The following is a 26,363-nucleotide window of genomic DNA, read 5'->3' on the forward strand; positions in this document are numbered from 1 at the left end:
AATTCTCGGCAAAATCGCCAGTGCTCGGCGCGGCCTAACGGGACCCAGGGAGGGGCGCCTTGAGTTGAGCCAAATTGACGATGCGTTCTAAGCAACCAGATAACATATTGATATATTAATTATTTTAATGCGTTTACCCTGGTCCACGGCCAATTCACCACCTAGCCAAATATACAATTAAAGTATAATTTGCATTTCCGTGGCTCCTGAAACCGGTTGTTGCCGTAAACTTATTGTTGAGCGATACATTTCAAATACCGATCTCTATGTGAGCCTCCGAACAGACTAAAGGCGCTATCGGGTGCATTATGAAAATCTTATACTTAGTGATATACGTATCAACTGGCGAATCGCTATACACTGCGCTACGACATCAGCAAAATGTATCTTATTGAATTTAAATTTATAACACTATATTTCTGATAAAAACTGGAGAATGGGGATGTCTGAACTAAAAACCTATGCTGTTTGGGACGCCGGTACCCGATGGTTTCATTGGATCAATGTGCTCTGTGTCTCGGCCTTGGCAATTATCGGACTTCTAATTCTAAATGCAGATGCGCTGGACTTGCCTACCTCAGGTAAATTGACGCTTAAAACCGTCCACGTATTTGTCGGTTACGTCTTTGCATTGAATCTCCTCTGGCGAATCATTTGGGCTTTTTTTGGCAACCGTCATGCCCGATGGAGCGCTATCCTTCCTGGAGGCAAGGGCTATTGTCAATCGGTACGCAGTTATATTACCGCCTTCAAGTCGGGGCATCCTGAACACTACCTGGGCCACAATCCGTTAGGGCGATTAGGCGTAAGCCTATTGTTTCTTCTTATGACGATACAAGCGATGACCGGTCTCCTTCTTGCGGGTACGGACTTGTTCTATCCACCTCTCGGCCATTGGATCGCTCAATGGGTTGCCGCCTCCGGGGTTGCTCCCGATTCGCTGAAACCCTATTCACCAGAAATGTATGACTCGGCAGCCTATGAAAGCATGCGCGCTTTCAGAAAACCCTTTGTCACAATCCATCAGTACAACTTTTACGCGCTGATTTCGGTTGTGGTACTGCACATTGCATCGGTAATCATTACAGAGCTGAAAGAAGGCGGCAGTATTATTTCCGCAATGTTCACCGGACAAAAAATTATTAACGGTCGCGCAGTGGATGGAGAACGCGACTCTCATAATTGAGACCTCCCGACATTCCACTAAAGGATGGGAGATGAAAAGTAGTTTGGTTTGGTTAATGCCATTTAATAATCAGATAAGATTAAATCGCATAATTTACTGTTTCCACTAGTGAGGAGAAGGACCGTGTCAAAAAATTACAACCGCATGTCACTGTTGATTTATCCGATTTTCGCATTGATCACTTGTATTACCCTACCGAATTCAGCATCCGCAAATACCCGGCCTTGGTCTGATACTTTGGATTTGATTGAGTCTGCCTGTCCATCCGGGTCAGAGCAAAATCAGGAACTCACCCATCTGAAAAATTCTATTGCCTCGGCCAAAAGCGTTACTCAGGCCCGAAAAATAGCGCTCGCACCTACCGATGAAGCCATTGATGCACTAAAAAATGCCCGCCTCATTATGCCGTTCAGCGATGATCTTCTTGTCGCCGAAACCCGGCTAAGCGAGGCCCGCTCACGTATTTTAGTAGCCTCTTCCCAGGAACAAGTCGCGGATGAATTTTCCGGAATGATGCTCGCAGGACTGGATGATGACAGTGCAGTTCGCGCCAGCGCCGGCAGTACGTCTTGTAATTATTCATCAGGCGAGGTCATCGCCATCGTGGTCGGCTTGATTTTGGGTATTATTCCAGGACTGATTTTACTTTTCGTGCTTTGTTAAGCGTAAATCTGCCCGGGACTCTATGAATATAGAATGGAGAGCAATCCGCTAGATCCTATTGAGCATTTTACAAAGTGATAAAAACAAGCCGGCTTTTATTGCTGTTAATCATGATCAGCCTGTTTACCGGCTGCAGCCGTTTGCTCTTCTACCCTTATAAAACCCATGTAAGAACGCCTAAGCAGCTGGGCTTGACCTATACAGACATCAGCGTCATAACCCGTGACGGCATCAAGATTCACGGCTGGCTCCTGCCCGCACAAGGCACGTTGAAAGGCAGCATTTATTTTCTGCACGGCAATGCCGAGAACGTCAGCACCCATATCATGAGCGTTGAGTGGCTTCCCGAACAAGGCTATCAGGTATTCATGATTGATTACCGGGGCTTCGGCTTATCGGAGGGCGAGCCTGCTTTACCCGACGTTTTTATGGATATTGAGGCGGGGTTTGACTGGCTTTTTGCCCATTCAGATAACAAACCTTTATTTTTATTGGGTCAAAGTTTAGGCGCGAGTCTGGGTTTATTTTTTGCGGGCACTCAGCCCACCGTCAAAAACCAGTTGGCGGGAGTCATCAGTGATTCATCGTTTACCCGCTACAACGATATTGTCCGACATGCCGCATCAACAACCTGGCTAACCTGGCCTTTACAATATCCAGCTAGCTGGCTGATGGCTTATCCTTATGATCCCATTGATGTCATTGACCGGATTGCGCCTACGCCATTATTAATCGTGCACGGTACTGCCGATACCATTATTCCGTTTGAGCACGGTCAACGACTCTATGAAAAAGCAGGCGAACCTAAACAGTTTCTGAAAACTGACGGAGGGCATATTCAAACATTTATGCGGCCGGAACACCGGCTCAACGTTTTAGCATTTTTAAACCGTATCACCACCAAACACGATTGATGAAGAACCGGGCTTCCATACGGCATACTTTTTCATGACGGCATCAAACAGAGGCCCTGTTAAAAATGCCGCTAACCAGCGTTTTAATGCCGAATAGGGCGACGCCTGAAACCAGGTTTCATCAACTGCGGCAAATTGCCTGATAAACGGGGCAATGGCGGCATCGGCAATGGAAAAACAGTCGCCGCATAAATACTGCGTCAGGATCAAACGACTTTCCAGCTCGGTCAAAAACAATTCGCCTTGTTGGCGATAAAATTCGGCCGGATGCTCAGGGTATCTATCCGCATATTTGTAGCGGTCCAGATTATCTTTAAAGCGGCTATCGTTCCATTGAATCAAGACTTCAAAATCATTAACCTGCAACCATTTCCCCGGATCATTTTGCTGTAGCGCCCACCGCATGATATCCAGACTTTCATCAATGACCGAACCATCCCCCAAAACCAAAACCGGAACGGTTCCTTTTGGCGAGGCTTCCAGCATCTGTGCCGGCTTACTGCGTAATTCGATCTCCCGTAATACAACCTGGATCCCGGCATGGACAATAGCCATCCGTGCACGCATGGCATAAGGGCAACGGCGAAAACTATATAAAACAGGTAAGTCATGATTCATAATACAGGCTATTATTTTGTACTTGTTCAAGTTCACAAAGTTTACTGCCGGCTCAGTAAATTGAATAAATTAAATTTATTCCAACCCTTATCAGAAAATCTGGTCGTGTGCCTTTGTCTGTTACAGACAGCAACACTGAAAAAAGGGATAATATCCTTTCTTCTTTGAAGGCAAAACCATTTGTCCGGATAATCTGCCTTCCATTAAAAATCAGCCAGTTGCTGAACTTTTTAACTCTTAGTTTTTTTATACCGCATTTATGAGATTTATAGTCATCGCCGTCTTAGTTATTCTGTCCAACATTAGCATCAGCTGGCTGTTCAATCAGCCTCAGGACGTTGGCGAAGACGTACCCGAAGGTAAATTGAACAGCTTATCGTTTGCTCCATTCCGGGAAGGCCAAAGTCCTCTTGAAGAAAAATTTGCTACCGAAGCGCAAATCGATGAAGACTTACGCTTACTGGCTGATAAAACCCATACGATCAGAACTTATTCCAGTGCGGAAAATATGTTTGTCACACCCAAGCTTGCCGGGAAATACGGCCTCAACATGATCCAGGGGGCTTGGTTGGGATACGGCAAAAAAGACAACAACGAAGAAATTGAGGCGCTAATCGACGCAGCAAACACCTATCCCGATGTCATTAAACGCGTCATTGTCGGTAACGAAGTGTTATTGCGAGGCGATTTAAAGCCGGAACAAGTGCTGGAATATATTCGCCGCGTCAAACAAGCGGTCAAGCAACCCGTCTCATATGCCGATGTTTGGTCCATGTATCTGAAACATCCGGAACTGATCAAAGAAGTCGACTTTATTACCATTCATATTCTGCCTTATTGGGAAGATGAGCCTATTCCTGTTGAAGAGGCACCCGGACATATTGACCGGATTTACAAGCAGGTTCGCGCCGAGGCCGATGAAATCGCCCCCGGAAAACCCATTCTTATTGGCGAATCCGGCTGGCCGGGTAAAGGGCGTCAACGCGGGTCTGCAGTGCCCAGCATTGTCAATGAGGCCATGTTTATCAGAGGACTGATTAAAGTCGCAACGGAAAACGGTTTTGACTACAACATAGTGGAGGCTTTCAATCAGCCCTGGAAGAGCAATCTGGAAGGCGTGGTTGGAGCCAATTGGGGCTTGTATTCATCAGAACGCAAAGAAGTATTCCCGCTTACCGGACCCGTCTATGAAAATGATGACTGGTATGAGCGCTGTATTTTTTCATCCCTATTTTTACTGATGGCCGCGTTTGCCTTTCGTAAACAATTACTTACATTAGATTGGCAAATCGTTTTGGGTTATTTGGTTTTCGCCCAGATTCTTGGTGTATTGCTGATCGTCCAGATCGACGAGTTGTTTTACACCAGCTATAGCCATTGGCAGCGTTTTATTACCTTAGCGGGTGCGTTATTCAATGCGGCGCTCAGCGGTTTGATATTATTCAAGCTGATTAATCAGTTAACACAAAACGTCATTCATCCTAAATTAGGCAATTGGCTGTACCGGATCTTCTTTGTTTTTGGCGCGTTTGCTTTATACAAAACCATGGGGCTAGCCATTAATGGACGCTACATCAGCTTTCCGGTCGAATTGGCCGCAATACCTGTTATCAGTTTAATAGCTCTGATTTTTGCCCATTTTTGGGCATCAAAACAGCTTTCCATTAAATCGCTGTCTATCGAAAATCTGATCGGCACGGATATTAATCGAATAAATAATGACACCTGGCTCGGCTATGCCTTGCTTGTCATGGCCCCTATTTTGGTCTTTGGCGAATCCTATGCGTTTTTCGTCGCACGAGACTTAATCCAAGCTTATCCGGGCACTGCCGAACGAATCAGGGTTGCCCTGTCTTTCGCCCTGGGCAATCAACAGCTGGTAATGTGGTTAGTCTGTCTTTTGATTATAGCGCTTCCATTTTTATACCCGCTTAACAGCACAAAAGAAGAGATTGATCAACCATAATGCCAAGCCTACGGATGATTTTAAACAGTTTTTGACAGGCAGATGCATTAGGCGTTTTTCGATCAGATCAGGGGCAATACTGAAATCCACATGACTCCTGATCTGATTTTAGGCAAATGAGGATAAGGCAAGAGTATAATCGCCTTCAAGGCAGACAACCTAAAGGTTGATTCAGGTTAATTCTTCCAACCACTCATGTCAGGAGAGGTTACCGATGAACATTTACCCCCCGCACATAGAGATCATTGATAAAGCTCCTTCAGGCATTCCAACCTTAAATCAAGTGCCTTGGTACCGCTCGCCCAGGTTGATTATTTTTTTGATGGTCTTTATTAGCTCGACCTCAATCAGCCTGATTTACAGTTACAACCGTCCTGCTGTTTTTCAGAGTACAGCGACCTTGCTCACCTCGGCATTGGCTGAAGTCGATCAAGCCAGCAAAGCGCCTGACGCAGAACATGTCGCCATTCAACGCCAAATATTGTTAAGCCAGGAATTACTGACTGAAAGCATCAGGCGGCTAAAAATATCACACCCCGAAATTCAGATGGACATAACCCAGGTTCATCAAATCTTGCAGGTTCAGCCCATTCCGGAAACCAATCTGGTCCAGATGCGCGCCGAAGGCACTGAACCCGAACTCCTGCCTTTACTAATTAATACCTGGATTGATGTTTATAGAGAAGCGCGCGCGGCGGAGATTGAAAAGAACAAAAGCGGCACCACGCAAAAGCTTCAGGAAGAGTTACTTGCTCTAGAACAAAAAATCGAAGCAACCCGAGCGGAATTAACTCAATTCAGTAATCAACATGACATCATCTCAACCGGGCGCGATGAAAATGATGTATTGGCTCGCTTGAAAGGCTTAACAACATCGCTCAATAACGCGAGCGAAGACGAAGTTAAAGCCAAAGCCAAACTTGAAGCCATTAACAAAGCAATTGACGAAGGCAAGGTAGTTGTACCCAAACAAGACCAAGCCAATTTGGCAGCTCTTGAACTTCGTCTGCAGCAACTTAAAGAAAAACTTGCCGAATTCCAAAAGCGCTATACCCCAGGATTTATGGCGTTACAGCCGGCCATTAAACTGATCCCCGAAGAAATCAAAAAGCTTGAAAATGAAATTGAAAGCAAAAGTCATTTTGGCAAACAAATAGTCCATTCAGACGCTGAACAAGAATATGCCGCCGCCCGCCAAACTGTGAATGTCATTAAGGAGCAACTCAATACTCATAAAAAGTTAGCTGCCGATTTCAGCGCGCGCTTCACTGAACACGAAAGGCTTAAAACCGATCTGGAGGGTTTGGAAAAAATTTATCGGGAAACTCAGGAACGGTATGTACAAATAGAGACGCAGCAGTATGAAAAATACCCGCAAGTTGAAATCGTCGAACGGGCACGGTTACCGCTTCAACCCATCAAACCCGATTATGATCGCGATGCACTGATAGCGGTTTCAGGCTCGCTGTTATTAAGCCTGGCCAGTGTCTGGCTTTTTGACTATTTAACCCGGACGCAACAGCATCAACCCAGCGTCATGATATCCGGCTTCGGTATTTATCAAGATGGCCGATTGAATCATCTGGACTACCAACAAACACCGCTACCCTCGCTGCAACAAAATCAAAATCTGTCACTGACCATGACGCACCCTCGAGAACTTAACGATAGTGATTTAAAGGTTTTATTCGCCAACGCCAATAGCGTAACCCAAATGTTCATCGGTCTATTACTTTGCGGACTTTCGCTTGATGAGACGGCTAAGCTAAAACAAGATGATATCGACTACAGCCAAAACACGTTGACACTGCGAGGCTCCATTCCCAGAACTATTTCACTCAGTTCTGTCACGAAAGACCTGGTGGAAAAACTCGATGCGTTCCCCATGATTAATGAAGAACCCTCTTTATCCAAGGAGGAATTGTCCGCATTAATATCACTGGCAGCCATTGATGCGGGCCTGTCCCATCCTGAGGAAATCACCGCAGAATCAATAAGACATACTTATATTGTCTACCTGGTCAAACAAGGGTTGAGGCTGGGTGAGTTAGTTAACCTGGTAGGTTATCTTCCTACATCCGATTTACTGAATTACGCAGGTTATTCTCCGCCTCGTCCTGGGTGCGGTATTGACGAAATCGAAACAATTCACCCTGTCCTGGCAGAATTTATTAACCACCGCAAAATGCAGTCTTTTTAGAATTACAAGCGTGGGAAGAAAAATGCGTTGATTAAATTGCAATCGCCCCGGTGTCTTTTAACGGATGTTCCTTGGATGCTTCGGTCTGGATCACCGATATATTCATCCGGTTAAGCTGGACGGCACCGAAAAAAGTGACAAAGGAAACATCGGCAGCATCTCGCCCTGTACTGATTCTGATAATACCATCGAGTGGCGCTCGTCTTGTGGGATCGAATAAATACCAGCGATTGCCGAGATACGCTTCAAAACAAGCGTGAAAATCGGGCGGATCCAACTGATAGGCATAAGCAGAAACAAAACGGGCAGGAATATTTAAAGCTCGGCAAAAAGCAATCGCCAAATGAGCGAAATCACGGCAAACGCCAGCCCTCTGGGTAGCGGTATCATAGGCTGAAGTTTGGGAGTCACTGCTGCCGGATATGTACCTGACTTTGTCATAGATCCAATTGCAAATGGCTGTAACCCGCGAATAGTCCCATGCTAAATTGCCAAACTCGGACATTGCCAATCCAAACAGCAAATCCGACTGGCAATAACGGCTTGGATATAGATATCGCAGCGTTTCTACAGGGAGTTTTGTGGTGGGTGTTTCGTGAATCTCGAACGGATCAAACCAATCAGGGGAAACTTCCACTGTGGCACTGTATTGAAATTGCATTTCACCTTCAGAAGGATTGACTCTAAAGCAGCGATTGCCTTCTAGCGGATCTATGAATTTTTCGGGTCGAATATAGGGGTCAATCTGAAGGTTTTCATTCATCACCCTCTGAACTTTATTATCAAGTGGCTGAATATTAAACACCAAAGCAGCGGGCTCTAGCAGGTTGCAGCTGAGTTGACACAGCAAATCAAACTTTTTCATAGTTATTCCTAGGGGGCTTGTCCGAGAATACAAAATCCGAAAAATCAACGCTTATGTCAAGTGTGTTAATAAATTTTATATCTCCATAGAAGGTAACTTAAGTGCGGAGTATGCATACTGCTTAACGAGTGATTGGATGTTAACGGCAAACGGGGTTTACCGTTAACTCAACAAATCAGAGACTTGATCGTTATCACTATTTGTTTATATCCATGCAATCAGAAAATGTCCTATAAAACAGCTATCCCTTGGACTTGCCAATAATTAAAACCCGGCTTTGATTTCTTCGTAACCTTTGATTGCGTCAACTAAAGCAGCTTCAGCTGCTGCATTGTCGCCTTTATTAACCGCTATACGCGCATTTTTCAATTTTGCAGATGCTTTATTACGTTGAACATCAAGTCTGCCGACTTCAATTCTTTTTGAGTCCTGACGTGCAGCACCAATCAAATCCATAACAGTTTCTTTGCTTTCGCCATTCTTTATAGCGGCTAATGCATCTTCAGAATTTTTTAATGCGCTAGCAATTGATTCTTTTACTTGGGCGGGTGTGGCGTTCTCAATTTTTCCTGCTGCAAATGCAGTGGATAAAGTCCCCATAGAGAACATAACGATCACAGAAATAATTAATTTTTTTAAATTCATTGCTTTAGATACCTTGTCTTTGAAAATTTGAATGTGAAATCCTTTATCAATAATATATTGTTTGGGACTTTACGAAATCCATACTACCACAGTCAGTATTTATTGGCTGAATTTTCCATTAGAAAGAGCCTCTGATGATAAAATATCTGCAATTTTAAAAACCGGTTCAAAATATGCTTGAATTTTATCTGGATACCGCGGATGTGGATGCGGTTACCCGCTTCCACAATTGCCTGCCTGTAAGAGGCGTAACCACTAATCCTTCAATCCTCGCTAAAGCCGGTTTAGGCATCAACCGGATTTTGCCCGAACTCGCTTCAATTTTAGGGGGTGATTCCCGTTTTTTTGTTCAGGTAGTCAGTCAAACGGCTGACGGAATGGTCGATGAAGCCAGAAAAATAAACGCCTTGCCTTATGATCTGGTGGTTAAGGTGCCCGCTACAGAAACAGGACTTGCCGCGATCAAACAACTTAAATCTGAAAACATTCAGATCCTGGCGACCGCGATCTACTCCACCCATCAGGGCTTTTTAGCCGCTTTATCCGGAGCTGATTATTTGGCTCCTTATGTCAACCGCATCGACGCGATGGGTGCTGACGGCATCAAAGTGGTAGCTGATCTGCAATTACTGATTAATCAATATGGACTAGCAACCAAACTGCTACCGGCCAGTTTTAAAAACTCAGGTCAAGTGGTTGAGGTTTTGAAATTAGGCGTAGCGGCAATCACCCTGCCTGTCGATGTGGCGGCGCAATTACTTGCTCATCCTGCTGTTCAACCCGCAGTCGACCAATTTACCGTTGATTGGCATTACGCGTTTGACAATCAGTTATCTTTCGAAAGTTAATACTTTTTGACGTGACCGGATTTTTTATTTTGAAGAGAAAAACATGCTGAATTACCCTGCTATAGACCCTGTCGCTATCAGCCTAGGACCTGTCAATATCCACTGGTACGGTTTGATGTACCTGATTGGTTTTGCCGGCGTCTGGATTTTGGGCAAAAAAAGGGCCGAAAAGCCCGGCTCGCCGGTAACGCCTGAAGCCATAGAGGATTTGGTTACTTATGGCGCCCTAGGAGTCATTTTGGGTGGTCGTTTGGGTTATATCCTGTTTTATAATTTCAACGAATTCCTTAATGATCCTTCCATCATTTATAAAATCTGGCAAGGCGGCATGTCATTCCATGGCGGCATGTTAGGCGTTTTTATTGCCATGTGGTTATTTGCTCGCAAACAGCAATGCACCATGCTGCAACTAACCGATATTATTGCGCCATTAGCGCCCATTGGCTTGGGTGCCGGCCGCCTCGGTAATTTTATCAACGGCGAATTATGGGGCCGCACCACTGACGTGCCCTGGGCCATGATATTTCCGGGAGGAGGTCCTTTACCGCGTCATCCTTCGCAGTTGTATGAAGCGTTTTTGGAAGGCATTGTGCTGTTTATCTTGCTATGGTGGTTTACTCAAAAACCGAGGCCGGTCATGGCTCCAACTGGCCTAGCGGTCATGCTGTACGGATGCTTCCGGTTTTTTGTCGAATTTTTCCGCATGCCCGACGCTCACCTGGGCTATCTGGCTCTGGATTGGGTGACAATGGGGCAAATTTTGTCCACTCCCATGATATTGATTGGCGGCTTGATGGTTTACTTTGCCTATAAACGAAACGCATGAAACAGTATTTGGCATTATTAGAGACGATTCTTAACGAAGGCACTCTAAAAGGCGATAGAACCGGCAGCGGAACGCGTTCGATCTTTGGCCATCAGTTAAGGTTTGATTTAGCCGCCGGATTTCCGCTGGTAACGACTAAAAAAGTGCACTTCAAGTCGATTGTTCATGAGTTGTTATGGTTTCTTAACGGCGATACACAACTGGATTACCTGCATCAGCATCAAGTCACTATCTGGAATGAATGGGCTGATGCATCAGGCGATTTAGGGCCGATCTACGGCTATCAATGGCGCTCATGGCCCGCTAAGGACGGTCGGCAAATCGATCAGATTCAAACCGTAATTGAGCAATTACGAGCCCTGCCGAACAGCCGCCGCATTATTGTTTCCGCATGGAACGTGGCGGACTTGCCTGATGAATCAATGAGCCCTCAGCAAAACGTCGCGAACGGCAAAATGGCGTTAGCCCCCTGCCATGCCCTTTTCCAATTTTATGTTGCTGACGGCAAGCTTTCTTGCCAGCTTTATCAGCGCAGTTGCGATACCTTTCTGGGCTTGCCTTTCAACATTGCCAGCTATGCCTTATTGACTCATATGGTTGCACAGCAATGCGATCTGAAAGTGGGCGATTTCATCTGGACCGGCGGAGACGTGCATCTTTATCTTAATCATACCGAACAGGCAAAACTGCAATTATCGCGAACACCGGGGCCGCTTCCGGCTTTGAAAATCAATCGCCGGCCCGAATCCATCTTTAACTACCGGTTTGAAGACTTTGAACTAATAGGCTACACGCCGCAAGACCCCATAAAAGCCCCGATAGCCATTTAAAAAATTGCTTTAAGAAGAGTTTCGCGATCTGCGAATAAGAAGATAAAAGGGGAAAAACGGACGAAAAAAAACGCCCAAGGTTTAAGTCCTTGGACGTTTCTTAAGAGATGGCTTCAATCAGCCTGTGAGTTGACGGTGCTATTTGCATGACAGGTGACCGGCATTACCCCGTTTACGGTTTAGGTTAACGTTGCTGGTAATAGCCGCCGTTGCAAACAGGGTCGATGAAATAATAAACTCGCCTGAAATAAAGCCGATCAGACCTGTTACAAACACCGCGCCAGTTAAAACATCTTTATAAAAGTCGTTCATGGGTAAATCCTCTGAGTTATTTGAAAAAATTTAAAACCTTTTTAGGTTGACGTTCAGTTTTTGTGAAATAGAAACCTGATCCTTTCAAAAGCACTCGACCTTTTAAAGCAAAGCATCTCTAAAACACGACTCAACTATATATGAGGCATATATCATTGACAATGACACCATATATAGATTTATTGTTTCCAAATAATGCACATATAATTCATAATCGATTCATATATCCGCAGTAAAACAGTAAAGATTAAACGCTTCAGATAAAATTCAGGTTTGCTGAACTAGACTTTAGCCTCCAATTACAACTCCTCAAGGAGACGCCCATGCAAATCAAAGCAATAATGATCACTTCACTTTTGTTAGCTTCAAGCTCTGCAATGGCGGGTTTGTTTGATAATGCGGCAAAACAACTGGCCACCGATGCCGCAAAATCTGCTGCACCGGAAGCCGTCAACAAGACAAGCCAAGCCACTGAGGCACTTGATAAAGCCAAAACACTGCAAGACAGTATTGGCAGTACACCCGAAGCTCTTAAAGAGCAGGCTGCTGAACAAACCAAAGACGCTGCCCAACAAAAAGTTGAGCAATTGACGCCTGCAGAAGCAAAAGAAGGCCTAAAAACGCTGGAAAGCGGCGCAGGTCAGGCTGAAGAATTAAAAAGCCAAGTTGAAAGTCTGCCTAAATCAACCGATGCGGCAACAGAGGCCGTAAAAGAAAAATCCAAGACAAAAGCATTAGAAAAAACATTTGATTTGATCCGCTAATTTTTTGCAACTACCCCGCAAAAACACAAAAGGCCGGTTTAACCGGTCTTTTTTATTAAAGCTCAAAGGTATTCAAACGCCCTGTTAAACCTAATCAGTGTTCTGGTTTCGGACAAAAGAACCGTTCTCCCAAAAACTCAGTTGCTGAAACGCATGGACCGGCATAAATGGCTCACGTAGGGCTTTGGCTAACCATTCAGCTGGAATCGCATAAAAATGAAATTGTTTGCCATCCCTGCCCATAAAAGTCGTTAGGCCGACGAGCTCGCCTTTTCCATTGAAAATTCCGCCGCCGCTGGCACCCTGCATAAATCCGGCATCTATTTCAATAACGGGGTCTTCTCCGTGTCGGTGAAGAGCAACCACAGAACCCGGCATGGATCGCATCCCCAATGCATAAGGGAACCCGTACAGGTAGATCTCACTGCCAATACGAAGAGAATCCCTGTCAGCCAACGACGCATTCGGCAAAGGGAGTTCGGCTGACTCCAGAATACAGACATCAAACTCGGGCAATGCCGCCTGCTTGATCACTTGATAACTCTCTCCGGATTTAGTGACGGAAATTCGTGAAGCCTCACGGGTAACATGACAGTTCGTCGCGATTTTGTTAGGCGCAATGATTACGCCCGAACCCATGTGATTTTTTCCGGCCGGCGTGCTGGCTATGACTTTAACGACAGAAAGAGATAAATGAACATCAGGTTGTATAGCCAGTGCCTGGTCGGCATAAATGCCGCACAATGCTTGCAGATAGCAAAATACCTGATATGAGCTTTTCATAATCACCTCCCGTAATATAAATCTTGGTGAAAACCATCAGTGGCAATGTCGCCTTTGTTGCAGTTGATAGTTCCCACACAACAAAATTGCCGATCAAAGAATGATTCATTGAACCATTATTTCAGTCTACCCAGGCATCACGGAATCGCAAGTGTTTGCAGGTAAAAGCTGTTTTATTCGGCGGTCGCGGCTGAAGGGCTTGTCAGTCTGCGCAAAAATTAAGCGTCATTGGACTTTTTGGGGCCTTTTTGCGTCCGGTTTCGGACAACGCCTCGGATGGTTAATAGAATTAAAAGAATGGAAGCATAGAAAAGAGGGTTAGTGATATCCGCTTTTTCAGACAGGGCAAAATGAAGAATGCTCAACATGCCGATCACATAAACAGAAATATGCATTTTTTTCCAGGCTTTACCCAGCTTGCGCATCATCTCGTTGGTTGACGTCAACGCCAATGGAATCAGCAGAATATAAGCGATCAAACCCACATCGACTATAGGACTGGTCAGGATATCTTCCAGGATAAATCGGACGCTGAAGCCGTGCTCAAATGCTAAAAAAATCAGCAAGTGGAGCGTGGCGTAAAAGAAAGTGAACAGCCCCAGCATCCTGCGGTATTTGATGACTCCTGACTTGGGATAGAGCATTTTTATCGGGGTCAGGGTCAGTGTTATCAGCAAAAAACGCAGCGCCCATAAGCCGGTAAAATGCGTCATAGCTTCGACAGGATTAGGCCCTAACGAGTTGTTAACAGCATTCCACAGCATCACCATGAATGGCGACACACACACCACAAAAACCATGCACTTGACTGTCAAAGTTGAAACTTTCATCGTCTTTTTCACGCTTTCAATGGATTGACAAAACAGCCGTTAAGCCTGCTGCCACCAAGACTCATTATTCAATAGTGTGCTGATTATCGCCCCTTGTTAAGGCAGATAACTGTCTATTCCTGATAACAACAGGTCATATTGCAACTCAATCCCTTCTTTTGCCACATAGGCAGGAAGGCCGCTGATGATGGTTGATTTTCGTGCAACCCAGCCGACCGCATCGCCGGGTCCTAAACTCAACAAATAGCCGATATCCCGATGCATGTAAGGCAAGCAGAACCGGATAAGTCCGGCATGCAATAATAGATTTTTAGCAACAGACCGGCCTTTTCTGAGCGCGGATTGCGAGGTCATCCCGTTAGAACCCATCTCATCAAAATGAGAACAATCGCCTGCAGTAAAAATGCGCGTCAACACCGTTTTGTTTAATACCACTTGCCCAGAGCTATTGGCATGCAACATCACGTCCGGCGCTTTGCCTAAAAATAAAAAAGTCAGCCCTTTTGGTAATTCAGTCTGTTGATCGCTTTCACGGTCTTTCAATATTACCGCGCCGTCCTGCATGCCTGAATAAAACGTATTGCTATACAATTTGATATTTTTTTCAACCAGCCGTTTTTGCACATAGTCGCCGACCGCACGAGGAAAAGCCTTTAATAAGCGGGCATGACCATCAATGATATTCAGCTGATGATCGGCATGAACCTGTTTTAATACATGATCGATTTCAAATACGAACTGAATACCCGTGGGACCTGCGCCCACAATGTTGATAACCGGTTTTTCAACAGACGGTTCGGCAATAAACTGTTCCAGCCGCTGTGCGGCAGACTGCCGAGTCAGCTTGTTCAAATCAAAAACAGCCGGATCATCATTCTCTGCGCCGGAGTTTGCCGCACCAACCGCAACGATCAAATAGTCAAAAGACAGCTCACCCGCCTCGAGCTTAATCACCCGCTCATTCTGCCAATGCTGGAGCAGACTTTCGCTGATACTCAGTGATTGCTGCACATGCTCAAAATTAAAGCGTTTTGCCAATTCGGCATAAGCAATGCGAATGCTGTCCAGCGGACTATGAACTGTTTCGTGTAAACGCGTGATAATCAAATGATGAGGGCGAGGGTCAATCAGCGTGATAACGGTATCCGGCGACTGCTTGCGCAACGTGATCAATGCCGATAAGCCCGCATAACCGCCGCCCAGAATCACAATTTTAAGCGGCTGAACACTGTGTTCCGTATTTTTTGTCATAGCAATCAGTCCGTATCCATAATCTTCAAGGAGTATATCCGATTATTCTGAGCCATTCGATAAAGGCTGTAAACTTCAGCAGCAATTACCAGTTTGATGATTCAAAAAAACCGTCTGGCTTCAATAAACTGCGGAGCGCTTGACAACAGCATTCATGACCTCAAGCGCACTCACTTTATACTTTTTGTTACAGGAAAGGTCTCTGAACCTCAATAAGATTGTATCCAGGCGACCTCAAGATGAAAAAAACCCTGTTTTTTATCAGCCAGCAAAAAACCCAGCTGTCTGATTTGCGCCGGATCCAAAACCGGAGCGCTCGGCAGAATACGGCCCCTGAAGCTGGCTCGAAACAGCGAGAAGGGTTGAGTCAGGGTTATCCATTGATTCGCATAGGTTGAAAACACCGAACGATAGGCGATACCGTCGTACTGATCATCCGTTCTCACGCGTAATTGATAATCCCGGCCGTCGCCTTTGACTCGCAGCATAAGACCGTTGTAACCAGCCAACGCAGCATGAGTCAACTGTCTTCGCACCGAAACAAAACCGCCATTATGATCCAGAGACAGATAACCTCTGAATAAAAGCATCTGACTTTGCAAAAGCTCTATGCGCCCTTTTGACACGCCGCCCATGACATTGTCATTGACCGTCAGCCAAAAGTATTTTTCATCAGCCTCATTAAAATTCAATAACATCCTATTTTTCCTGTTAGCGCGCTGGAGAAGAAAGAGAAATAGATTGTCATCGTTTTAACCTTTATTTTTTAGCCCGCCGCAACACAGCTCACTTGACGGCGTTCATTTCGGCTGTAAGTTCTTATGATCTTTAACAGCGCATAAACTGAGCCTTCTCAACTTTATTCTTTTCGATTATGACAAAATCCCGCTACCGCCATTCGCTTTTTATATTCCGCCGCGATTTAAGACTGGCTGACAATACCGCTCTTAACGCTGCGCTGCAACAGTCGGAGTGTGTGTTGCCCTGTTTTATCTTCGATCCTGCGCAAATTGAGCCTCACCCTTACCAAAGCAGGCCTGCTCTGCAATTTATGCTGCAAAGCCTTAAAGACTTGCAAGCACAATTCAGTGAAAAAGGTGACGAATTATCGATTTTTTATGGCCCACCACAGAGCATCGTTGAAAAACTAATCCAGACAGAATCTATCGATGCCGTATTTGTAAACCGTGATTATTCTCCTTTCAGCCGTCAACGGGATGATCGGCTCTACACCACTTGTCAAAACAAAGGCATTGATCTTCATATCCTGGCCGATGCCTTGCTGACAGAACCCGAAGCCGCCGTTAAAAAGAACGGGGAAGCGTATAAGGTATTCACACCTTTTTACAATAACGTCCGGCGATTCCCTGTGCCCTCCCCTAAGGCTTTAACTCAGGGCTGTTTTTCAAAATCCATTAAAAATCCGCCGCACTATTCATTCGAGTCATTGTTGAATACTGCGTCTAGCCCGGCTCAAGCAGGCGGCAGGAAAGAGGCCATGCTAATCCTGGAGCACTTGGCATCTCAAAGAAACTATCAGGAAACCCGCGATTATCCAGGGTTAAAGAGCACCAGCCTGCTTTCAGCGCATTTAAAATTCGGCACCTGTTCGGTCAGGGAAGTGCATCAGGCAATCAGCAGCGAATTAGGAGAAGAGCATCCGCTGATAAGGCAGTTATATTGGCGTGATTTTTTTACCCATATCGGCTATCACTACCCGAACGTATTCGGCCATGCGTTTGTATCAAAATATGACCACATACCCTGGCAAAACAATCTTGATCAGTTCAAAGCGTGGGCGGAAGGCAGGACCGGCTTTCCGATTGTCGATGCCGGCATGCGGGAACTCAACAAAACCGGCTTTATGCACAACCGTGTCAGGATGATTACAGCGTCTTTTCTTGTCAAAGACTTGCGTATCAGTTGGCGTTGGGGTGAACGCTATTTCGCTCAGCATCTGGTTGATTATGACCCGTGCGTCAATAACGGCAATTGGCAGTGGGCCGCCTCCACCGGCTGTGACGCCCAGCCTTATTTCAGAATTTTCAATCCCTGGCTGCAACAACAAAAATTCGATCCGGATTGCCGCTATATCTACCGATGGATTCCTGAACTGAATGCCGTACCCGCCAAAATCATCCATGCCTGGGATAAAAAATTCCTGTCAGGCACTTATCCCAAGCCCATGATTGATCACGCTTATGAAACAACAATCACCAAACAGCTTTTCAAAAACTGTCCTGATTATAAAGATGCTTAAGCTCTAACACTTTTCCCCTAGCCGACCCCGTCATTTCGGCAGAGCCTGCCCCGGCCAGGGAATGCCGGGGGATTGCCGAAATCCAGACTACATGGATAGCTCGAAGCTTACCATCCATGGCGCTGGATCCCCGTTTCCCGACGGGCATGACGGACGCTTTTGTATTTAGCTGAAACATCTTGCTAATCAGGAAAACTGTAGTGAAACAAACAGGGACTAACGCGGTGCCTCCTGACTTTGTGCGGTGCTCTGCCAAAGCTTTCTGAGCGCCTTAAGCACCGGCTTGGGCTGACCGGCTTCAGTATAAAAGCCCCAATACCCCTCTTCAGGGTGTGCGCCTTTAAAGTCGACCTTGGCGTTTTCCTCTTTCCAGGCATGATCAAAGCCTTCGAAATACGCCAGATTCAAACCAGGCGTATGGGGCATTTTTTGATAGAGTTCCACCCAAAAATCGGCTTGTTGCTCAGGACTGAAGCGGCTGCCTTTAGGGCCGCTGGGCAAACCGCTTTCCTTAATCAAAATAAGCTTATCGGATTTTTTGATCAGCAAATTCATAACCTCGACGACAAAATTCACCCAGGATGTTGTATTGCCTTGTTCAAACCAAGGCTGAAAAAGCGGGTGAATGCTGGGCAAAAGAAAGTCCTGCTCGGCAATAAAATCAGCCGGTTCATCATTCAAGTAATAATAGAACGGCTCCGAAGTCGCAACCGGCGTACCGGGCAACTCGCTGCGTAATTTGCGCATGGCCTGTTTCAATTGATCCCAGTCATAACGTTTGGCCAGCAAGTTTTCATTGCCTACCGAGATACCGACAATCAGATCAGGAAATTCATTGACCAGTTTTTTGGCATTCGTTAGCTCCTCCTCGGACATCGGATCCCAAATGCCCAGGATAATCGCGGTATAACCCAGAGATTTCGCAATAGCCGGCAAGTGCTCCAAACCATCCGCGCAGGAATAGGTAATCAAGCCCTGAAAATCATTACGCAAAACGGTTAAATCACGGGTTATCTGATCTTTGGAGGCCGGCTTGACCTGGCCATAAATAATTTTCAGATCCGTAGGTGTATAGGCAACAAATCGAGTGGAGGCAAGAGCAGCGCGCAAAGGCTCACTATCGGTTTTCGCACAACCTGAAGACAAAAGCAGTGCTAAAAAGACAACGCTGATACTATTCCGATTCAGGATACGATAAGAAAAATGAGTTGGAAAAAGGCTTTTAAACGGCTGAATCATGGCTATTTGCTGTTTATTAAAAATAATAAGCCATTTGTAACACATTCATCATACCGACCCAAATCTTCCGGACGTTGAAAACAGCTCTGCGCTAAAAAAACTATTTAAGCCCACTTTTACAGAATAAAGCCCCACTTTCCTGGGTGAGAAACCGAAGCGGCTCCTAACGAAATATTTATTAAGATATTATTTTTAGTAGGCCTATTCCATTCTAAACTGCCAAATTCCTTCCTGATTATAAAGGTCAATCAGCTCAGTCAAAAACCGTCATCTCGGCACGGATTGCCGAGATCCAGACGCCATGGATGGCGAGCGCCGAACACATCCTTGTGACCTGGATTCCAGCAATCCCCCGGCATTCCCTGACCGGGGCAGGCTCTGTCGGAAAGACGTTGTTGCTAAAGCATCTTTATAATCAGGAGTTTCTTTATCGAAGCGGCTTCTATCTTAAGGCGGAACTGCTGCTGGCTGGGGAATTGGCTAATAAGTCGTGACGTTAAGTTTGTTTTATCAATGCTCGTTTCGGCCACGAGCCGACGATCGCTCAACTCAAAAGCTGACCATCAGAACGGTTAGAGCAGACCCTCGAAAATCTCTGCGTTCTGCACAATCACAACAGGCAATAGAATTCTTAAGCTACAGTTGAAATGGTAAATTGAAACGATAGCGGTCGTTCAGAGATGGTAAGTATCAAAAAAATTGAAAGTGATAATGACTCAGAGCGGTCAGTCGCTGGCGTAAAATATCAATCGCCAGTTGCTTCAGATGAGTTAGATAAATGATCCACATAAGAATAACGAACGTATCTCTTTAGTTCGAGAAGATTAACACCAGCCATAGTCTTTGCGGAAATAGCCTGCTTGATAATGCGAACATGGTAACGATTGGCTAATTCTGCTCGAATCAGTTTTTTATCTTTGTCATCCGGATCACTTACTTTTTTTTCAAAAAGATGCTGGACTAATTCATTTTTAAGTGATTCTGGGTCGGAATCTTCATACGTTACCAACATTATTTCTAGCAAATAAGGTGGAGGCATATCTCCAAGACGCCCCAACCACTCATCATCAGAATCTTGATCAACAACTAAATAAATCCCATATAGCTGGTCATGATGCTTAGCGAGTTTTTCTTTGAAAATATCCTCAATTTTTGATTTTTTTAGAGCCAAGTTAAAATCGTCAGGAAGAGCTATTCTTGTATAACTCCTAGCCATCCAGCCAACAAAATTGTCAAACCAAGTTTTCTTTGGCCAATTTGCATCATTGTTAGGCTCAGTGTCGCGAATATGAAATTTTGGGGCTGATAATTTAGCTAATAGGTTACGAGGTAGCCATTTGCGCTTCTGTATTTCGATTTGCAGGGCTTTTATTTCACTATCCGCTTGTACCTCAAGATGAAGAAGGCGCGGATCATCACCTTTAACCATACGGGCGAGACATTCTGTAATCTCGCAAGCAGCCACAACCTCAAAAACGGGCACTTTGTGAAAATCAGGATTATAAATATTGCATGGCTGAGTGGCGATCACCCACCAATCCACGCCTTTGTCATCTTCTAACCAATTTGACAGATCAGTCGTGGGAATCAAAGATCCTTGCCACCATTCACGTTTTTTAATTTCATCCAGTAGCGCAGTATCCAAAGATTCAACTGTAATCAGTTCGTCTTTCAAATTCTGCAAGCTGCACTTCTCCAAATTGAGAGCTTGTTTTTCGCATCTGGCTAGTCGTCGCAACCATTCTGGTAGATAATTCATTCAATTTCTCTAAAAGCGCTTTTTGAAGAGTGCCTGCATTCAGATTGTCATCACCAAGCAACGCGCGGAATGATGTTCCGGAAACAGGGACATTCCACACCGCCTTTAATCTTGCTAAATCAACTTCCGGTGATGTCCCATTCAGCGCCTCTATCAGTATCTCCATACGGTTTATTGTATTACGACGTGGTTCTGTCCCATCATACCAGTCATAAACTGTCTTACGAGTAACACCAAATAATTCAGCCAATTGTGTAATTGATAACTCAAGGCGATCCTTAATCAAATCTAAACGTTCAGGCACAGCAAGAGACGGAAAATTAGAAGTTTTTTGCGATATTTCAGTAAGCTGATCTTTGCAGAGTTCGACTTGAACTCGTTGTCCGTCCACCAATAAATCATAACCACGATTTGTTTTCGAAAGCTCAGTTGTATGAGCAATATTGAGCGAAGATAAAATTGATTTTCCCCAGCCAGCTAGTGCTTCGAAGCTAGACTCAGAAACAACCACTATCTGCTGAGCGTGAACATCGGTAGCAGCCATATCAAATATCACCTTTCCAAGTTTTGAAAGCATAGTCAGTACAAACATCGCTATGCCGGAAAAAATCATTGGCGGTTTGATGTAAATTTCTCAGCTGACTCAAAACCGTTTCTTTATCCATTCTCGTCGGCGTAAGATAAACTTTGTAAGCATCTATATCTAATAGAATTCCGTTTTTCAGTATGTCCAATCTTAGAGCACCACCAGGATCAGCGCTCATGGTCAATAGACTAATCATATCTTCTGGCACTGCTAACGCATCAGGCTGGCTGGAACAACGCACCCGCAAGTCAAATTCACCGGACTTGTATGAGCCAATATATATGCAACCCACTTCAGAAATTCCAGAGAAGTTGGCAGTTAACAGATGCTCAGAAATATAATCTTTACGATCTTCAGCTTCTTTTAATTTGATATGATCTATATATCGAACACCTGTATTTGTCACATCCATAAAACGCATATGTTTTAAGAGAACGCCCAAACATTTTTCCAATATAGTTTCAAATTCGGTGTAGCGGGTATATTTACTTGAAAAAACAAGTAATTGATCTGAAGACAAATGTATGCCTAATTTGCGATCACTCGATAAAAGCATCCATAACTTTGATACGTTTTCACCTTGTGATGCAGAACTTACGCTTTGAATCTGTATAGTCTGAATCAAAGGATTAGTCTCTCTTAGTTCATCATGTATTTCATCTATTTTTTTAGCCAAAAGCGGCCATGGGGCAAAGCGGATTGATGCAATTGCGTAAATAAGTGGAGAATTTGGCAGGATACCTGTTCGATCAGTCATTGCGTTACCGCTCATCAGAATAGTTAAGTTTTTATAACTAATGTTGTATAAGTATACGCATAACTAAACAAAAAGTAATTAACATTACATAATTCATTATTGATGAATTTTTTGGAACTTCCTTGGTCTGCGGGTGATCTTTTTTTGTTTCGAAGGAAGCAATCCCTGTCTTCGATTTACACGACTGTCCGTCCTTTTTGGTTGGAAGTTGCTATTTCAACTTACATACTTTTCATGATTCTGAATGTCTCCAATAACACCAGGACAGGCCATCGCAAGTCTCAGCCCATTAGCATCAACGTTAATTCTTTTGCCAGTAGGCAGCATTTTTTAACAGTCGGCTTTCTGGAAAATTAAGTTATCACCATAACGGTCGGGTTTGGGTCGATACCAGATATTGACTAATCATTGGTTGAAATAACCTGCGAAATCCATCGATTGATGTGGTATCCCGATAATGTCGATTCCAAAGGGATTGATCATATAAAAAATCAAATGAGAACCTTGAGGAAAACAGTAATAGCCTTCGGCAATATCCGGCCGATGTTTACCTAGATGTGGTTGCTTGACTAACCAATTAAACCGTTTATCAAGGTCTGTTAAATAGCGGTTCCGTTGTGGCTTACCCCATTTTTCCATCGTGTAGCAGCCAATGTTCTTCAAATCACTAAGTGCCTTGGGGGTAATCCTATAAATTGCCGTCATCCCTCGTTATCCAACTCCTGAATAACGGCGGCAACAGTATAATTTTGTACAAATTCGCCTCTACTGGCTTGCGCAGCGCCCTCCTCAAGATGCACCCGTAACGCTGCTAGTTTATGCCTGCGTTCCTCAAGTTCCCGCAAAGCATCCCGCACAACTTCACTTGCCGAGCTGTAGCGGCCACTGGCAATTTCATTCCTAATAAAAACTTCCCAATGTTCTCCAAGACTCAAGCTGGTGGTAGCCATAGTAAAAACTCCGATTTTTCATATCTAACAAAACTGAACATACCACGCCCCACTGCCCGTTTCAATGAACAGATCTTTCCAGAAAACAATGTCATCATGCTACTGTCAGCAATATATTCGGTTACGGTCATTGCTATAACGTCCAAGATTGTCGCCTCAGGGTCGCTTGTTGCCTGAAATCTTCTCGAAAAATTGTCGGTTCGATGTCAGGTATACAGTATTTCAACATTCGATAAGGCCCAGATTAAAGTTGGCTTTTCATTGATTTCAACAAGGGATGGATTTTTTCATTCTGTCAAACTTTAACTTTTCAACATCCAATTCCGAATACCCAAATAAAATAAGCAGCCCTGCCTTGGCTTCTTAGAACAGGGAAAATCGCTGAACTGGTTATCAATTGTTCAAACGTTGAAACACTGCCCCAGAAAGGCAGGCGCCAGATCCTGGAAAAAAGCGGTCGCTAGATCCCTGGTCTGACGCCTTATCCTGAATTAATCGTAACTGTAATGCTTGCGCAATGGTTTAACCACTTCCCAATGGCTGTTCAGGCCTTCAGGAAAAACAACCAAATCACCCGGCAAAATACGAACCGGCTCACCGCCTTCGGGAGTCACTAGAATTTCGCCTTCAAGAATATAAGCAGTTTCTGTTTCGTCGAAATCGATCGTAAATGTAGACACTTCTTTTTCCCAAATGGCCCAACCGGCAACGCCTAATTCTTCCAAGCGTTCTTCACTGGGTTTATGTTCAATCGTAATTTGCGGCATATGATTCCTAAAACTTAAAATGATTCGAAGTGAAATTCTATCATTTTTTCGACCGCCCCCGGCTAGTGCTTAACACCAGCAATTCCCAATTTGATGATAAAAAAAGGGGGGCGTAAGCTTTGCGAGGATGTCGGCAGCAGGGATGCTGCCGTCAAGCCCCCATGGATGGGTCTACGGCGTTCCTCGCAAGGCTTACGACAACCCTCAATGCCAGATAAAAGTTCAAAAGGGGGAAAATGCAGGCTTAAAACAGTCTTTTCAGGACACAGCAGCAATGCAGTGTTTATCGTCATGAACCGGATTATTGACCCAATCAGTGACAGTGGTAACCGCCATCTTCTGATAAGCATCGTGTGCCAATAAAGCCTGAAGCCGGTCCGGCGGTTGCAGCTTGTCCAGCCAGTCATCATAGTGCTGCCGGCCAATAATGACGGGCATACGCTCGTGAATGGGTTGAATCAACGCATTGGCTGCTGTCGTGATAATGGTACAGGAATAGAGGGTTTCCGCACCCTTTTCCCAATGCTCCCAAAGACCTGCAAACGCGAATAAGCCGTCATCAATCCGATGAATATGATGAGCCTGTTTGCCCTGATCCGTTTTGGCCCATTCATAAAATCCGTTAGCAGGAATCAGGCAGCGTTTGCGTTGAAAAGCCGTTCTGAATGACGGTTTTTCAGCCACCGTTTCCGCTCTTGCATTAATCAGCCGATGGCTGATGGCAGGGTCTTTCGCCCAGGGAGGAATAAGCCCCCAAAAAAGATTGACCGCTTTATGGCGGCCATCATCCAGCCGGACAACCGCCAGTATTTTCTGACCAGGCGGTATGTTGTAACTGGTTTCGTAATTAGGCAAACGTTCCAGTTGAAACGCTTCAGTGATTTGTTCCGGCGTTGCCGTCAATGAAAATCTTCCGCACATAAGATTCCCTGTGTTATTTGCGTAACAAGCTTACTTCCTGGAGCGCATGATAGACAAGAATTCTTTACTTGGGTTTAACTTGTGGCACCTCTCCCTGGGTCCCGTTAGGCCGCGCCGAGCACTAGCGATTTTGCCGAGAATAGCCCGCTAGGGGAGCGGCAGGGAAGCCGCTCGTTTTCGGAGGGCAAGGGATAGCCCTTCCGAAAACCCTCGGCAAAATCGTCAGCGCGCAGGATGCAGCTGCCTCCGGGTGTCCTTTCTTTTGGATACTTTTCTTTGGACAAGCAAAGAAAAGTATCGCGGTTGTCGGTCCGCGAACTGACTCCACATAAGCGTCGCGATAGCGACACAAAGCCATTTTAGGTTTCAAATAAACCAAATCTTACAGTTAATCCAGAAAGAAGAATATTTTAACCATCTGATTTTCTATGCTGTTTTAACGCATTTACCCTGACTCCCTAGCAGTAAAACTAACAAAATCCAGGTAAAAACGGTTAAAATACCCTGCTAACAATCCGCCCCAATTCAATAGATCGATATTTGACCATGCATATTAAAAATAACACCGATGACTTGAGAATCAGTGAAATAAAAGAAGTCATCGCGCCTGTTACGGTTCATGATGAATACCCCATTACCGAGTTTGCAGCAGAAACCGTTGTAAAAACCCGGGCGGAGATTCACGATATTTTAACCGGGGATGATGATCGGCTCATGGTTGTGATCGGACCCTGCTCAATTCACGACCCTAAAGCCGCGATTGAATATGGAAATCGCCTGAAAGCAGTTAAGGACGATCTGAGCAAGGATTTGTTGATTATCATGCGGGTATATTTTGAAAAACCCAGAACGACCGTGGGCTGGAAAGGCTTGATCAACGATCCGGATCTGGATTCCAGTTTTGATATCAACAAGGGTTTACGCATCGCCCGAAGTTTGTTGTTGGACTTGAATAATCTGGGCATGCCGGCAGCTACTGAATACCTTGATTTGATTACGCCTCAATATGTATCCGATTTGATTTCATGGGGCGCAATCGGCGCGCGCACGACAGAAAGCCAGGTTCACCGTGAACTGTCATCCGGCTTGTCGTGTGCAGTCGGCTTTAAAAATGCAACCGATGGGTCCATTAAAATTGCCATTGATGCCATCGGCGCAGCGATGAGTCCTCACCATTTTCTGTCGTTAACCAAAGAAGGCCGTTCGGCTATTTTTTCGACGCGCGGCAATGAGGATGCACACATCATCTTGCGCGGCGGCAATGGCGGCACGAATTATGATGCCTTTAATGTTGCCAAAGTTGCCGAAGGTCTTGAGAATGCAAAGTTAAGACCCAATATCATGATTGATTTCAGCCATGCCAACAGCCTGAAGCAATACCAACGGCAGATGGTGGTCGGCGAGGATGTTGCCGAACAGATTAGCGGGGGCGACAAGCGCATTATCGGCGTGATGATAGAAAGCCACCTTAAACCGGGCAGCCAGAATGTCGTACCGGGCAAACCGTTGAACTATGGACAAAGTATTACCGATGCCTGTCTGGGATGGAACGACTCTGTACAGCTATTAAATAATTTGGCCAAAGCCGTTCAGCAACGCAGAATGATCGAAAACTGAGGAGAA

27 protein-coding genes are annotated in these 26,363 nt (G+C 45.0%); 11 read left to right on the plus strand and 16 right to left on the minus strand.

Annotated elements, in window-relative coordinates:
- The first annotated feature begins 442 nt into the window (after positions 1-442).
- The 3 genes from Q7V32_RS05885 (at position 443) to Q7V32_RS05895 (ending at position 2,763) form a co-directional block, all read left to right on the plus strand.
- Positions 443-1,186 carry a cytochrome b/b6 domain-containing protein gene (locus Q7V32_RS05885; protein ID WP_304896049.1) on the plus strand — a complete coding sequence of 248 codons (744 nt, stop codon included), beginning with the start codon at positions 443-445 and terminating at the stop codon, positions 1,184-1,186.
- Between the two features lie 123 nt (positions 1,187-1,309).
- Positions 1,310-1,849 carry a hypothetical protein gene (locus Q7V32_RS05890; RefSeq protein ID WP_304896050.1) on the plus strand — a complete coding sequence of 180 codons (540 nt, stop codon included), beginning with the start codon at positions 1,310-1,312 and terminating at the stop codon, positions 1,847-1,849.
- 74 nt (positions 1,850-1,923) lie between these two features.
- Positions 1,924-2,763: an alpha/beta hydrolase gene (locus Q7V32_RS05895; RefSeq protein ID WP_304896051.1), complete on the plus strand. Its 840-nt coding sequence runs from the start codon at positions 1,924-1,926 to the stop codon at positions 2,761-2,763.
- Here the strand turns inward: Q7V32_RS05895 and Q7V32_RS05900 are convergent.
- Complete coding sequence (locus tag Q7V32_RS05900) at positions 2,734-3,381, minus strand: glutathione S-transferase (protein WP_304896052.1); 648 nt, start codon at positions 3,379-3,381, stop codon at positions 2,734-2,736. The genes Q7V32_RS05895 and Q7V32_RS05900 overlap by 30 nt on opposite strands.
- Positions 3,382-3,640: 259 nt before the next feature.
- On the opposite strand from Q7V32_RS05900, the gene Q7V32_RS05905 reads away from it, so the two are divergent.
- A complete protein-coding gene (locus Q7V32_RS05905) occupies positions 3,641-5,347 on the plus strand; it encodes an exo-beta-1,3-glucanase (RefSeq protein WP_304896053.1) in 1,707 nt (568 codons plus the stop codon).
- 214 nt (positions 5,348-5,561) lie between these two features.
- On the plus strand, positions 5,562-7,547 hold the full coding sequence (locus Q7V32_RS05910; RefSeq protein WP_304896054.1) for an integrase: 1,986 nt from the start codon (positions 5,562-5,564) through the stop codon (positions 7,545-7,547).
- A gap of 31 nt (positions 7,548-7,578) precedes the next feature.
- Here the strand turns inward: Q7V32_RS05910 and Q7V32_RS05915 are convergent, their stop codons facing one another.
- A complete protein-coding gene (locus tag Q7V32_RS05915; RefSeq protein WP_304896055.1) occupies positions 7,579-8,412 on the minus strand; it encodes a transglutaminase family protein in 834 nt (277 codons plus the stop codon).
- A 264-nt stretch (positions 8,413-8,676) separates the two neighbouring features.
- The gene (locus Q7V32_RS05920) at positions 8,677-9,057 is read right to left on the minus strand and encodes a hypothetical protein (protein ID WP_304896056.1); all 381 of its coding nucleotides are present in this window, start codon (positions 9,055-9,057) and stop codon (positions 8,677-8,679) included.
- A 173-nt stretch (positions 9,058-9,230) separates the two neighbouring features.
- On the opposite strand from Q7V32_RS05920, the gene Q7V32_RS05925 reads away from it, so the two are divergent.
- The 3 genes from Q7V32_RS05925 to thyA are packed head-to-tail and all read left to right on the plus strand — an operon-like array spanning position 9,231 to position 11,561.
- A complete protein-coding gene (locus Q7V32_RS05925) occupies positions 9,231-9,905 on the plus strand; it encodes a fructose-6-phosphate aldolase (protein ID WP_304896057.1) in 675 nt (224 codons plus the stop codon).
- A gap of 43 nt (positions 9,906-9,948) precedes the next feature.
- Entirely contained in the window at positions 9,949-10,731 is a 783-nt protein-coding gene (lgt, locus tag Q7V32_RS05930) for a prolipoprotein diacylglyceryl transferase (RefSeq protein WP_304896058.1), read from the plus strand.
- Positions 10,728-11,561, plus strand: coding sequence for a thymidylate synthase (thyA, locus tag Q7V32_RS05935; RefSeq protein ID WP_304896059.1), 834 nt, complete (start codon positions 10,728-10,730; stop codon positions 11,559-11,561). Before lgt ends, thyA begins: the two co-directional genes overlap by 4 nt.
- Before the next feature lie 138 nt (positions 11,562-11,699).
- Here thyA and Q7V32_RS05940 read toward each other — a convergent pair whose 3' ends face one another.
- Positions 11,700-11,873, minus strand: a complete 174-nt coding sequence (locus Q7V32_RS05940) for a hypothetical protein (RefSeq protein WP_304896060.1) — start codon at positions 11,871-11,873, stop codon at positions 11,700-11,702.
- Between the two features lie 323 nt (positions 11,874-12,196).
- Here Q7V32_RS05940 and Q7V32_RS05945 point away from each other — a divergent pair, with 323 nt between their 5' ends.
- Complete coding sequence (locus Q7V32_RS05945; protein ID WP_304896061.1) at positions 12,197-12,637, plus strand: hypothetical protein; 441 nt, start codon at positions 12,197-12,199, stop codon at positions 12,635-12,637.
- Between the two features lie 90 nt (positions 12,638-12,727).
- Here the strand turns inward: Q7V32_RS05945 and Q7V32_RS05950 are convergent, their stop codons facing one another.
- The 4 genes from Q7V32_RS05950 to Q7V32_RS05965 all read right to left on the minus strand — a co-directional run bounded on the left by Q7V32_RS05950 (position 12,728) and on the right by Q7V32_RS05965 (position 16,199).
- The gene (locus Q7V32_RS05950; protein WP_304896062.1) at positions 12,728-13,420 is read right to left on the minus strand and encodes a serine protease; all 693 of its coding nucleotides are present in this window, start codon (positions 13,418-13,420) and stop codon (positions 12,728-12,730) included.
- A 218-nt stretch (positions 13,421-13,638) separates the two neighbouring features.
- On the minus strand, positions 13,639-14,250 hold the full coding sequence (locus tag Q7V32_RS05955; protein WP_304896063.1) for a sulfite oxidase heme-binding subunit YedZ: 612 nt from the start codon (positions 14,248-14,250) through the stop codon (positions 13,639-13,641).
- 96 nt (positions 14,251-14,346) lie between these two features.
- Positions 14,347-15,501: an NAD(P)/FAD-dependent oxidoreductase gene (locus Q7V32_RS05960; protein ID WP_304896064.1), complete on the minus strand. Its 1,155-nt coding sequence runs from the start codon at positions 15,499-15,501 to the stop codon at positions 14,347-14,349.
- A 209-nt stretch (positions 15,502-15,710) separates the two neighbouring features.
- A complete protein-coding gene (locus tag Q7V32_RS05965) occupies positions 15,711-16,199 on the minus strand; it encodes a CIA30 family protein (RefSeq protein WP_304896065.1) in 489 nt (162 codons plus the stop codon).
- A 176-nt stretch (positions 16,200-16,375) separates the two neighbouring features.
- On the opposite strand from Q7V32_RS05965, the gene Q7V32_RS05970 reads away from it, so the two are divergent.
- A complete protein-coding gene (locus Q7V32_RS05970) occupies positions 16,376-17,761 on the plus strand; it encodes a deoxyribodipyrimidine photo-lyase (RefSeq protein WP_304896066.1) in 1,386 nt (461 codons plus the stop codon).
- Between the two features lie 216 nt (positions 17,762-17,977).
- Here Q7V32_RS05970 and Q7V32_RS05975 read toward each other — a convergent pair whose 3' ends face one another.
- The 8 genes from Q7V32_RS05975 to Q7V32_RS06010 all read right to left on the minus strand — a co-directional run bounded on the left by Q7V32_RS05975 (position 17,978) and on the right by Q7V32_RS06010 (position 24,740).
- Positions 17,978-19,000, minus strand: coding sequence for a hypothetical protein (locus Q7V32_RS05975; RefSeq protein WP_304896067.1), 1,023 nt, complete (start codon positions 18,998-19,000; stop codon positions 17,978-17,980).
- A 745-nt stretch (positions 19,001-19,745) separates the two neighbouring features.
- Positions 19,746-20,675 carry a hypothetical protein gene (locus tag Q7V32_RS05980; RefSeq protein WP_304896068.1) on the minus strand — a complete coding sequence of 310 codons (930 nt, stop codon included), beginning with the start codon at positions 20,673-20,675 and terminating at the stop codon, positions 19,746-19,748.
- Positions 20,650-21,336, minus strand: a complete 687-nt coding sequence (locus Q7V32_RS05985; RefSeq protein ID WP_304896069.1) for a hypothetical protein — start codon at positions 21,334-21,336, stop codon at positions 20,650-20,652. Before Q7V32_RS05985 ends, Q7V32_RS05980 begins: the two co-directional genes overlap by 26 nt.
- Complete coding sequence (locus Q7V32_RS05990; protein ID WP_304896070.1) at positions 21,305-22,117, minus strand: TIGR04255 family protein; 813 nt, start codon at positions 22,115-22,117, stop codon at positions 21,305-21,307. The genes Q7V32_RS05985 and Q7V32_RS05990 overlap by 32 nt, the downstream gene beginning before the upstream one ends.
- A 390-nt stretch (positions 22,118-22,507) precedes the next feature.
- The gene (locus Q7V32_RS05995; protein ID WP_304896071.1) at positions 22,508-22,807 is read right to left on the minus strand and encodes a type II toxin-antitoxin system RelE/ParE family toxin; all 300 of its coding nucleotides are present in this window, start codon (positions 22,805-22,807) and stop codon (positions 22,508-22,510) included.
- Positions 22,804-23,052 (minus strand): type II toxin-antitoxin system ParD family antitoxin, encoded by a 249-nt coding sequence (locus Q7V32_RS06000; protein ID WP_304896072.1) that lies wholly within the window; start codon positions 23,050-23,052, stop codon positions 22,804-22,806. The genes Q7V32_RS05995 and Q7V32_RS06000 overlap by 4 nt, the downstream gene beginning before the upstream one ends.
- Positions 23,053-23,543: 491 nt before the next feature.
- Positions 23,544-23,819 (minus strand): cupin domain-containing protein, encoded by a 276-nt coding sequence (locus Q7V32_RS06005; RefSeq protein WP_304896073.1) that lies wholly within the window; start codon positions 23,817-23,819, stop codon positions 23,544-23,546.
- Between the two features lie 258 nt (positions 23,820-24,077).
- Positions 24,078-24,740, minus strand: a complete 663-nt coding sequence (locus Q7V32_RS06010; RefSeq protein ID WP_304896074.1) for an SOS response-associated peptidase — start codon at positions 24,738-24,740, stop codon at positions 24,078-24,080.
- 546 nt (positions 24,741-25,286) lie between these two features.
- On the opposite strand from Q7V32_RS06010, the gene aroG reads away from it, so the two are divergent.
- Positions 25,287-26,357, plus strand: a complete 1,071-nt coding sequence (gene aroG, locus Q7V32_RS06015; RefSeq protein ID WP_304896075.1) for a 3-deoxy-7-phosphoheptulonate synthase AroG — start codon at positions 25,287-25,289, stop codon at positions 26,355-26,357.
- The last annotated feature ends 6 nt before the right edge of the window (positions 26,358-26,363 follow it).

This window comes from Methylicorpusculum sp., from assembly GCF_030651835.1.
Lineage (GTDB): Bacteria > Pseudomonadota > Gammaproteobacteria > Methylococcales > Methylomonadaceae > Methylicorpusculum.

What these genes read in the sequence shown, in the direction of transcription:
- Q7V32_RS05885 (WP_304896049.1), top strand. Translation starts at nt 443, where the DNA reads ATGTCTGAACTAAAAACCTATGCTGTTTGGGACGCCGGTACCCGATGG.
- Q7V32_RS05900 (WP_304896052.1), bottom strand. Translation starts at nt 3,381, where the DNA reads ATGAATCATGACTTACCTGTTTTATATAGTTTTCGCCGTTGCCCTTAT.
- Q7V32_RS05905 (WP_304896053.1), top strand. Translation starts at nt 3,641, where the DNA reads ATGAGATTTATAGTCATCGCCGTCTTAGTTATTCTGTCCAACATTAGC.
- Q7V32_RS05910 (WP_304896054.1), top strand. Translation starts at nt 5,562, where the DNA reads ATGAACATTTACCCCCCGCACATAGAGATCATTGATAAAGCTCCTTCA.
- Q7V32_RS05915 (WP_304896055.1), bottom strand. Translation starts at nt 8,412, where the DNA reads ATGAAAAAGTTTGATTTGCTGTGTCAACTCAGCTGCAACCTGCTAGAG.
- Q7V32_RS05920 (WP_304896056.1), bottom strand. Translation starts at nt 9,057, where the DNA reads ATGAATTTAAAAAAATTAATTATTTCTGTGATCGTTATGTTCTCTATG.
- Q7V32_RS05925 (WP_304896057.1), top strand. Translation starts at nt 9,231, where the DNA reads ATGCTTGAATTTTATCTGGATACCGCGGATGTGGATGCGGTTACCCGC.
- lgt (WP_304896058.1), top strand. Translation starts at nt 9,949, where the DNA reads ATGCTGAATTACCCTGCTATAGACCCTGTCGCTATCAGCCTAGGACCT.
- thyA (WP_304896059.1), top strand. Translation starts at nt 10,728, where the DNA reads ATGAAACAGTATTTGGCATTATTAGAGACGATTCTTAACGAAGGCACT.
- Q7V32_RS05940 (WP_304896060.1), bottom strand. Translation starts at nt 11,873, where the DNA reads ATGAACGACTTTTATAAAGATGTTTTAACTGGCGCGGTGTTTGTAACA.
- Q7V32_RS05945 (WP_304896061.1), top strand. Translation starts at nt 12,197, where the DNA reads ATGCAAATCAAAGCAATAATGATCACTTCACTTTTGTTAGCTTCAAGC.
- Q7V32_RS05950 (WP_304896062.1), bottom strand. Translation starts at nt 13,420, where the DNA reads ATGAAAAGCTCATATCAGGTATTTTGCTATCTGCAAGCATTGTGCGGC.
- Q7V32_RS05955 (WP_304896063.1), bottom strand. Translation starts at nt 14,250, where the DNA reads ATGAAAGTTTCAACTTTGACAGTCAAGTGCATGGTTTTTGTGGTGTGT.
- Q7V32_RS05960 (WP_304896064.1), bottom strand. Translation starts at nt 15,501, where the DNA reads ATGACAAAAAATACGGAACACAGTGTTCAGCCGCTTAAAATTGTGATT.
- Q7V32_RS05965 (WP_304896065.1), bottom strand. Translation starts at nt 16,199, where the DNA reads ATGTTATTGAATTTTAATGAGGCTGATGAAAAATACTTTTGGCTGACG.
- Q7V32_RS05970 (WP_304896066.1), top strand. Translation starts at nt 16,376, where the DNA reads ATGACAAAATCCCGCTACCGCCATTCGCTTTTTATATTCCGCCGCGAT.
- Q7V32_RS05975 (WP_304896067.1), bottom strand. Translation starts at nt 19,000, where the DNA reads ATGATTCAGCCGTTTAAAAGCCTTTTTCCAACTCATTTTTCTTATCGT.
- Q7V32_RS05985 (WP_304896069.1), bottom strand. Translation starts at nt 21,336, where the DNA reads ATGCTTTCAAAACTTGGAAAGGTGATATTTGATATGGCTGCTACCGAT.
- Q7V32_RS05990 (WP_304896070.1), bottom strand. Translation starts at nt 22,117, where the DNA reads ATGAGCGGTAACGCAATGACTGATCGAACAGGTATCCTGCCAAATTCT.
- Q7V32_RS05995 (WP_304896071.1), bottom strand. Translation starts at nt 22,807, where the DNA reads ATGACGGCAATTTATAGGATTACCCCCAAGGCACTTAGTGATTTGAAG.
- Q7V32_RS06000 (WP_304896072.1), bottom strand. Translation starts at nt 23,052, where the DNA reads ATGGCTACCACCAGCTTGAGTCTTGGAGAACATTGGGAAGTTTTTATT.
- Q7V32_RS06005 (WP_304896073.1), bottom strand. Translation starts at nt 23,819, where the DNA reads ATGCCGCAAATTACGATTGAACATAAACCCAGTGAAGAACGCTTGGAA.
- Q7V32_RS06010 (WP_304896074.1), bottom strand. Translation starts at nt 24,740, where the DNA reads ATGTGCGGAAGATTTTCATTGACGGCAACGCCGGAACAAATCACTGAA.
- aroG (WP_304896075.1), top strand. Translation starts at nt 25,287, where the DNA reads ATGCATATTAAAAATAACACCGATGACTTGAGAATCAGTGAAATAAAA.